The 7,411-nt window shown below is 67.9% G+C and carries 9 protein-coding genes and 2 pseudogenes; 2 read left to right on the forward strand and 9 right to left on the reverse strand.

Going from position 1 to position 7,411, the window contains the following annotated elements; genetic code table 11:
* Positions 1-231: 231 nt before the first annotated feature.
* Positions 232-513: a hypothetical protein gene (locus ACFU53_RS44885; protein ID WP_384005781.1), complete on the forward strand. Its 282-nt coding sequence runs from the start codon at positions 232-234 to the stop codon at positions 511-513.
* A 201-nt stretch (positions 514-714) separates the two neighbouring features.
* On the opposite strand, the gene ACFU53_RS44890 is transcribed toward ACFU53_RS44885, so the two are convergent.
* The 8 genes and pseudogenes from ACFU53_RS44890 to ACFU53_RS44925 form a co-directional block, all read right to left on the reverse strand.
* Positions 715-864: a hypothetical protein gene (locus tag ACFU53_RS44890; protein WP_384005783.1), complete on the reverse strand. Its 150-nt coding sequence runs from the start codon at positions 862-864 to the stop codon at positions 715-717.
* The gene (locus ACFU53_RS44895; RefSeq protein WP_384005785.1) at positions 857-1,396 is read right to left on the reverse strand and encodes a transposase; all 540 of its coding nucleotides are present in this window, start codon (positions 1,394-1,396) and stop codon (positions 857-859) included. Before ACFU53_RS44895 ends, ACFU53_RS44890 begins: the two co-directional genes overlap by 8 nt.
* A gap of 512 nt (positions 1,397-1,908) precedes the next feature.
* Positions 1,909-2,912 (reverse strand): annotated as a pseudogene (locus ACFU53_RS44900) (IS5 family transposase).
* Between the two features lie 73 nt (positions 2,913-2,985).
* A complete protein-coding gene (locus ACFU53_RS44905) occupies positions 2,986-3,459 on the reverse strand; it encodes a hypothetical protein (RefSeq protein WP_384005787.1) in 474 nt (157 codons plus the stop codon).
* 150 nt (positions 3,460-3,609) lie between these two features.
* A pseudogene (locus ACFU53_RS44910) lies at positions 3,610-3,840 on the reverse strand (IS5/IS1182 family transposase); the annotation flags it as partial.
* 1 nt (position 3,841) lies between these two features.
* On the reverse strand, positions 3,842-4,012 hold the full coding sequence (locus ACFU53_RS44915; protein WP_384005789.1) for a hypothetical protein: 171 nt from the start codon (positions 4,010-4,012) through the stop codon (positions 3,842-3,844).
* Between the two features lie 4 nt (positions 4,013-4,016).
* Positions 4,017-5,024, reverse strand: a complete 1,008-nt coding sequence (locus ACFU53_RS44920) for a hypothetical protein (RefSeq protein WP_384005790.1) — start codon at positions 5,022-5,024, stop codon at positions 4,017-4,019.
* Entirely contained in the window at positions 4,996-5,541 is a 546-nt protein-coding gene (locus ACFU53_RS44925; protein ID WP_384005792.1) for a hypothetical protein, read from the reverse strand. Before ACFU53_RS44925 ends, ACFU53_RS44920 begins: the two co-directional genes overlap by 29 nt.
* A 290-nt stretch (positions 5,542-5,831) precedes the next feature.
* Here ACFU53_RS44925 and ACFU53_RS44930 point away from each other — a divergent pair, with 290 nt between their 5' ends.
* Entirely contained in the window at positions 5,832-6,053 is a 222-nt protein-coding gene (locus ACFU53_RS44930; RefSeq protein ID WP_384005794.1) for a hypothetical protein, read from the forward strand.
* 85 nt (positions 6,054-6,138) lie between these two features.
* On the opposite strand, the gene ACFU53_RS44935 is transcribed toward ACFU53_RS44930, so the two are convergent.
* Positions 6,139-7,062, reverse strand: a complete 924-nt coding sequence (locus ACFU53_RS44935) for a helix-turn-helix domain-containing protein (protein WP_384005796.1) — start codon at positions 7,060-7,062, stop codon at positions 6,139-6,141.
* Positions 7,063-7,411 lie beyond the last annotated feature (349 nt).

Here is a 7,411-nt window from a genome sequence, read left to right on the forward strand (position 1 = left end):
CCGCATGCTCATCCGACGGGCGACGAGCCGCTACCGCTGGGACGGCCGGCCCACCACCCGACGCCTCAAGTGATCCATTTGCCGGTCGGTCTTAGAGATCTGTACTTGTGTTAAGAAGCCGTTGTCTTTCCGGTTGTGATCGCTGAGTTTTCTGGTGATCAGGCATGGTGTCGGTGTCGCCGAGGGAGGGTTCGGACGTTCAGTTCGTTCTCGGTGATGGGGAGGTAGCCGGTGGCATCGGTGATGGGTTTGCTGGAGGAACGGGAGGCCGCTGCCCGGGCGGCCGTGGAGGAGCTCCGGGCGGAAGCGGACGGGATCCTGGCCGAACTCGGTGTGGCCGAGGCGGTGCTGGAGCGCCGGGTGATCGCTTGGGTGGAGCTGGCCGAGGCCCTGGCCGTTGGTGACGATGCGGCAGATCCGCCCGCTGTGGAGGTGCAGGTTCCGTCGGCGCCGGCCCACGTTGACAAGGCGCCGGTTACCGGGACAACGGTGGTGCGACGCCGGTGGGGATGACGGTGGAGGCGCTCGCGCCGGAGTACCGGCGGATCGTTGAGCTGTTTCAGGGTGAACCGGGCGACGGCGAGGAAGTGTCGGCGAAGGAACTGGCGGCACGGCTGGGGCTGGAGCTGGTGCCGGCCAAGATCGAGGGAGTGCGGTCGAGGGCGAAACGGCTGGTCGAGCGGGAGTGGCTGAGAGCGTCGCCGTCAGGCCGGTTCATGCGGCGAGCGTCGACTGCGCCTGCCCCGGAGAGCTGAGCGGCCTGCTCACGCCGGTGGTGCGGGCCAGGCGGCGGGCCATGAGCATGCTCGCCGAGATGTAGATGAACGCCTCGCTGGAAGCGGGCAGCGCCTCGAAGTCACGCACCAGGCGGCGCGAGCGCCAGCCACCCCAGACTGCGCTCCACCACCCATCGTCTCGGCAGCACCACGAACCCGGTCATGTCGTCACTACGCTTGACGATCTGCAGGGTGAGCTGGAGTTTTTCCTTCGCCCACGCCACGAGGCAGCCGGTGTAGCCGCCGTCTGCCCACACCAGAGTGATCTTCCTGAACCGTGTCCGCAGCACGGGCAGCATGGCGCGGGCGGCCTGGCGGTCGGTGACATTCGCGGCGGTCACCCAGACCGTCAGCAGCAGGCCGAGGCTGCCCGTGATGACGTGCCGACGCCTTCCGTTGATCTTCTTCCCTCCGTCATAGCCTCGTGACACGGCGGGCACCGAGGCGGCTGCCTTCACCGACTGCGAGTCGATGATTCCCGCACTCGGCTCACGGTCGCGTCCCTGCGCGGTGCGAACTCTCCCGCGAAGCCGGTCGTGCAGTTCCCCGGCCAGGCCCTGCTTCCGCCACCTGCGGAAGAAGGCGTAGACACGGTCCCACGCCGGAAAATCGACGGGCATCGCACGCCACTTGATGCCGTTGTGACGTAGAAGACCGCGTCGAGCATTTGCCGATGGCAGTAGCCCTCCGGCTGCCCGCCCCTCCCTTCCATCCACGCCGGCACCGGCAGCGCGTCCCGCACCACCGTCCACTGCGCGTCCGTCATGTCCGAGCCGTAGACCGGGACCCGGTCCGGCCGGTCGGCTGCGTTCCCGAACCGGTGAGCGAGGCAATCGCACGAAGAACGCGCCGAGTTGAAGACAACCGGCGAAACGGCGTAGAACTGCGACAACAGGGCCTCCGGGGCAGACGAGTTGGCTTCGCAACCCTCGTGCTGCACCCGAGGCCCTGCCTTCATGCACCCACCCGGCCGAAATCACCCGACCAGGCAACCCGTTCGACCAGAACCGCCCTCACGGTCGATAGGACTACGGCTTCTAAGCTTACGAGCGCTTGGTCCTGCGGATGGTGTCTGGTTCGCAGATCAGGCATCTCGCCAGGGGGTCGCGCTAGGGCCTGTGTGATGTCGTGATCAACCAGTTGTCTTCAGGAGGTCGTTGATCCAGATCATCGAGGCACGGAGGTGGAGGCCGGCAAGGTAACTCTCGGGTGTCTTGTCGTGTCGAGTCGCGATGCCCCGCCAGGCCTTCAGCTTGTTGATCAGGCGCTCGACGGTGTTCCGTTCTTTGTAGAGATCGGCGTCGTGGCGTGTGGGGCGGCCGCCCCGGCTGCCCTTCTTCTTCCGGTTGGCGGCCTGGTCCTTCTTCTCCGGGATGACTGCCTTGATGTTGCGTTTCCGCAGGTAAGAGCGGTTAGCGCGGGAGGAATAGGCCTTGTCCGCGGCGACAGCGTCGGGCCGGGTCCGGGGCCGGCCGGCGGGAAGACGGATGCGCACCTTCTGCAGCACTGGGACGAACTGCGGGCTGTCAGCGGCCTGTCCGGCCGTCAGCACGAGGGACAGGGGACGGCACTTGCGGTCGGCAGCGAGATGAATCTTGCTCGTCAGTCCACCCCGAGATCTGCCGAGCAGGGCTTGGTTCAAGCGGAGCTTGCGCCGTCGCCTGATGTGCCGCCGCTCTTCCTGGCCGGGGTCTCCACTGCCGTGCTGTCCGTTCTGTTCTGGCGGGCCGCCCCCTTTTGCCGGGCCCGCTCCTGCTCGATGGCGGCCTCTTCAAGGGCCTCCATGACCTCGTTGCCGATGCACAACCCGGCTGCGTCGTGGTGGGCGCGGGCCGTGGTGGAGTCCACGCTGACCAGGGACAAGTCCGTCTGTCCCCGGCGGGCGGCCTCAGCGATCAGGCCTTCGAGCAGTGCGGTGAAGACGCCGGCGTCCCTCCACACCCGGAAGCGGCCGTAGACAGTCGGCCACGGGCCGAAGTCGCCGGGCATCTCCCGCCACTGGCTGCTGGTACGGAACCGCCAGATCACCCCCTCGAACTGATCCCGCAGCCGCTCGGGGTACGGCCCGTACTCGCCTATCGGCAGGAACGGCTCGATCAACTTCCACTGCTCGTCGGTGAGTTGCCTGCGCGTCACGATCGTCTTCCTACCGGATCGCCCTCCCCGAGGGACCCGGATCGGCAAGATTGATCACGACATCACACAGGCCCTAGCTGGGCGGCCACCGGAGAGCGTGCCCACCGAACGACATCAGCGGCGAGCCGGGCCCGCGCACCCCGTCCTCGTACCGCCAGTAGCTCAGGCCGAAGGTCCCGGAAAGGAACCCGGCGAGGAAACCCAGCGCCAGCGGGCCCACCGGGTTGGGGGCCCCCTCCTCGACCACTTGCCCGCCGACCTCGAAGATCGCCACCCCGAACCCGAGCGCCGCCGCTACCCCGGCCAGGCCCAGCACCAGCCACGCCCACCGGCGGCTCCTGGTCGCCGCGACACTGAGCACCTTGAACTTCAGCGGCTTCTGGCAGCTCCCGCATTCCAGCGCCTCCACCCGCCGGCCCTTCTCCGGCCGCTCGATGTCGATCGGATAGAGAGCAAACTGGCGGACGACATGGCTGCTGTGGATGTCCTTGGACACCATGTGCGCATATCTCAGACCTGGATACGGCCCCAATTCCCGCTTACCCATAGCAGCCTCCCTCTCGATTAAGACCCTTCCCTAAGCGGACGCTGAAGAAATCAGTAGAACTACGTAATCGGCTACGTATGTTCGCCGGTCGCGGAGTTGCCGCAGTGGCATCCTCTCCAAGGATCAAGCTTTGTGCCCCGGGGGCTGTCGCGCGTCGATGGCGGGAGCGCGGCGTTCGTAGCAGCGGGCGAGGCGCTGGAAGGCGTTCTGCCGGGCGTGGGTTCGTTCGACGTGCCAGCGTCGGCTCGCCTGGATCGACGCCTTCTCACCCTTGTGGGCGATCCGGCCGTGCAGACCGCGCTGGTCGAGCAGGGTCCGTGTCTTGTCCGAGTCGTGGTCGGCGTCCAGGGGCACGGTGATGTCGTTGGGCAGCGGGCCCAGGCTAAGTGCGCGGGACGGAGAGGTCTGGGTCGAGGATGTCGGCGAGGCGGGCTTGGGTCGTGGTGAGGTCGGTAAGCATCCGTCGGGCTTTGGGGCGGCCCCCGGTGGAGGGGTAGATCAGGACGGTTTCCTGGATGCTGGCGAGGTGTCCGAGGAGTTCGCGTACCGACATGGGTTCACCCGCGCCGGCTGCCTGGCGTCGCATCAAGTGGGCGACGGTCAGGGCGAGTACGCAGGTGAAGACGTGGATGCGGATGTTGTGGTCGGTCCAGTGGTGCATGGGCCCGAAGGAGACGACGTGAGGGTCCTTGAGCTGCCGGAAGGAGAATTCCGCGTCCGACTGGGAGCGGTAGCCGGCCACGATGTCGGCGATCGTCCAGTGGTCGTGGTCGGTGACCAGGACACGCTTGCCGAAGATCTCGTTCTCCAGGGCTCGGCGGGCCCTGGCGTCGATGTGCCAGGCCAGGCGGAGGTCCTTGGGGGTGTTGCCGGTCAGGTCGGTGGTGGTGACGCGGGTCCCAGGGGTCCTTGGTGATCGCGGAGACCTCGGCCCGGACCTGCTCCGGGGCCCGGCGGGTCCGGCCTCGGGCCAAGGTGGCGGCGAGGTCGCCGAGCCGGGCCTCGGCCTTGGCGAGGGTCTGGTCGAAGCCGCGGTGCTGGGCGGTGTGCAGGGCGGGCGAGTGGGTGAGGACGACGCGGTGGTCCCGGCCGTAGACGGTGCGCCGGGTCTCCAGCGCCGTAAGGCCCCCGAAGCGCGGCTCGTCCACCAAACGTCGGGCGCTGGCGGGTCGCTTGAGCAGGTCGGTGCAGTCCGAGGGTGGGATCGAACCGACGAAGTGCAGGTGGGACTCATCGAGGTGGGCGAAGTCGGCGACGGAGTTCTGCCCGGCGTCGAACACCACGGTGATCTCGCCCGGCACCGTGTCGCCGGCGGCCAATTCCGCGTGCCGGGTGCACAGTTCGTCGATCATCGTGGTGAACTGGGTGGCGTCGGGCCGGTTACCGGGGTAGGCGTGGGAGAGCAGGGGCACGCCGCCGTCGCGGGTGACGACCAGCCCGAGCCCGACCAGGCGCAGGTCGGCGCGCTTCTGCTTGGCCTTGCCGCGCTGGGCGATGGGGGCCTTGCCGTTCGCGGTGTCGATGTAGGTGGCGAAGTTAGTCATGTCCAGCGCGAGGGCCGACACGTCCAGGTTCGAACTCCTCGATCATGCGCACGGTGATCCGCCGCTCGATCTCGGTCAACGCCGCAAGCGGCACGTTCCGCGTTGCGTCCCAGAACCGGCGGTGGTCCAGCGCGGCGGCCGGGACCCGGGTGAACCGGTCGGCCGCCGTGGTCGCCCACCAGTCGGCGAACGCCGCCTTCGAGCACGGGGCCACCACCCGGTTCAGTGCGGCCAGCGCGAGGTAGGTGCCTGTGCTCGCCGCAGCGTCCGCGCGACGCGCACCGACCACGGCATCGACGATGCCTGCCACGTCCAGCCGGTCCAGGACCCGCCATACCGAGGCCACGTCCCCGAACGCGAGGTGACGGCTGCGCTGCGGCAACGTTGCCCCTTCCCGGGCGGTCATCGCGGACGCGATCTCCTCGGCAGTGCCCAGGTAGCGTTCTGACACCCGCTTGGGCTTGCCGTCCACACGCGCCATCTCACGGAGGTAGTAGTACGTCCCCCCGTTGACCTTCTTCGCGTATAGGCTCGCCACAGCTTTAGGTCATACACCTTTCGAGGCGTCAGAAGCCACCCGAAGTACCTCGTTCGTGCAGGTCAACGCCCATTTGTAGGCCAGCACCCAGGCTCCGTGATCAACTTATCCAGGAAACTCTGGCTAGCGGGAATCACCAGATCCAAGCCCGTGCGTGTCTCTGCCCGGAGATCGCCTTGGATCCTGCAGAGCTGGCGGACAAACGGACAACTGTAAACCCCCGCCATAATTTCGGTTATGCGCTGTTGAGCTGTCCACGGACTATCGTCCAGCGTCATGTCGATCACCGGTTGGCGAGTGCATTTCATCGCCCGCCGTCCCGGAGGCACCATCGCCGGAGGCCTGCCTACCTGAGCCGGCTACGGGAGGAGAACTCCGACCTGCGCCGCACCCTCGCTCTGTACGAGGAGGCCATCCGCCAGCAGGTCCTCGAAAACGACGCCCTGCGCAGCGGCGGCACCGTTCTTCCACTGCCCAACCGCAGCATGCCCGCGCCACCCGGGCCGTCCTGAATCCGACACCCCCCGCAGGTGTCTGGCGTGCGAAAGGACGCTGGGCGTGGCGCGCAGCCGACTACTGATGATCAAGGGGAGTTCATCAAGGCGTGCGTGCCGACGACGTGCTCGTTCCCGCCCGGGTCGCATCCGCGCCCCAGCTGGCCAGCAGTCGCAGAGCCTCCGCCGACGGGGAGTTCGGTTCGGCGTGGTAGGTCACCAGCATCTGCTCGTGGGCGTCGGCCTGGTGGAACGACTCGAGGCGGAGATCGAGTTCGCCGACGAGCGGGTGGTGCAGGCGCTGGATACCGTGGCACTTCTCTTTGACGTCGTGGGTGGCCCACAGCCGCCTGAACTCCTCGCTCTTCACGGAGAGTTCGCCCACCAGCGCGGACAGCTGGGGGTCGTCCGGATGGGAGCCGGCGTCCATGCGCAGCTGAGAGACGACGTCGCTCGCTTTGTGCTCCCAGTCCATGAACAGGTCGCGGTACTCGGGCCTCAGGAACACCAGCCGCGCCCAGTTCTGTTCCCTCGCTGGCAGCTCGGCCCAGTCGCCGAAGACCGCCGCGGCCATCCGGTTCCAGACGAGGATGTCCGAGCGCCGCCCCACGAGGATCGCCGGAACACCGTCCATGGTGTCCAGCAGCGTCCGCAGGGGGCCCCGTACCTGGTGGGCGCGGACGGCCGGCTTCTTCTTCTGCTGCTTCGGCTTCGCCAGGTGCGTGAGGTGGGCGTGCTCGGCGTCGCTCAGCCTGAGCGCGCGGGCGATGGCGTCGAGGACCTCCGCCGACACGGTCCGCCCGTTGCCCTGCTCCAGCCGCGTGTAGTACGCCACCGACACCCCGGCCAGCTGCGCCAGCTCCTCGCGGCGCAGCCCCGGTACCCGCCGATACCGTCCGAAGCCCCGCAGCCCTACATCCTCTGGCTTCAGCCGGGCCCGCCGGGTGCGCAGGAACTCACTGAGCTCGGCACGCGGGTCCAGAGCGCCGGCGGCGGGCTCGTGCACCGGTTCGGGGTATTCGTCCATGCCTCGAGTATCCCCGGTCGGACGCACACCAGCCTGACCCAACCAGTGGTAGGCACCGCGCACGTACGCAATGCCGTGGCCTGGGTGGATGCCGGCCCGCCCGGGACGCTGGTCACCGTGCCCGGCCGGAAGGCAGCCGGGGCGTGGCTTGCATCAAGAACGGAGCACATCCCATGACCACAACACAGGGGACCGAGGCGAGGACGCACGGGACGGAAACGGCTGCGGAGGTGGTGGGCCGCCTTCGTGCGACGTTCAACACCGGCGTCACCCGCGGACTGGACTGGCGCGTCAACCAGTTGCAGCGGCTGCGGGCGCTGCTGGTCGAGAACGAGCAGGAGCTGATCGA

Source organism: Streptomyces sp. NPDC057474 (genome assembly GCF_042802555.1).
GTDB lineage: Bacteria > Actinomycetota > Actinomycetes > Streptomycetales > Streptomycetaceae > Streptomyces.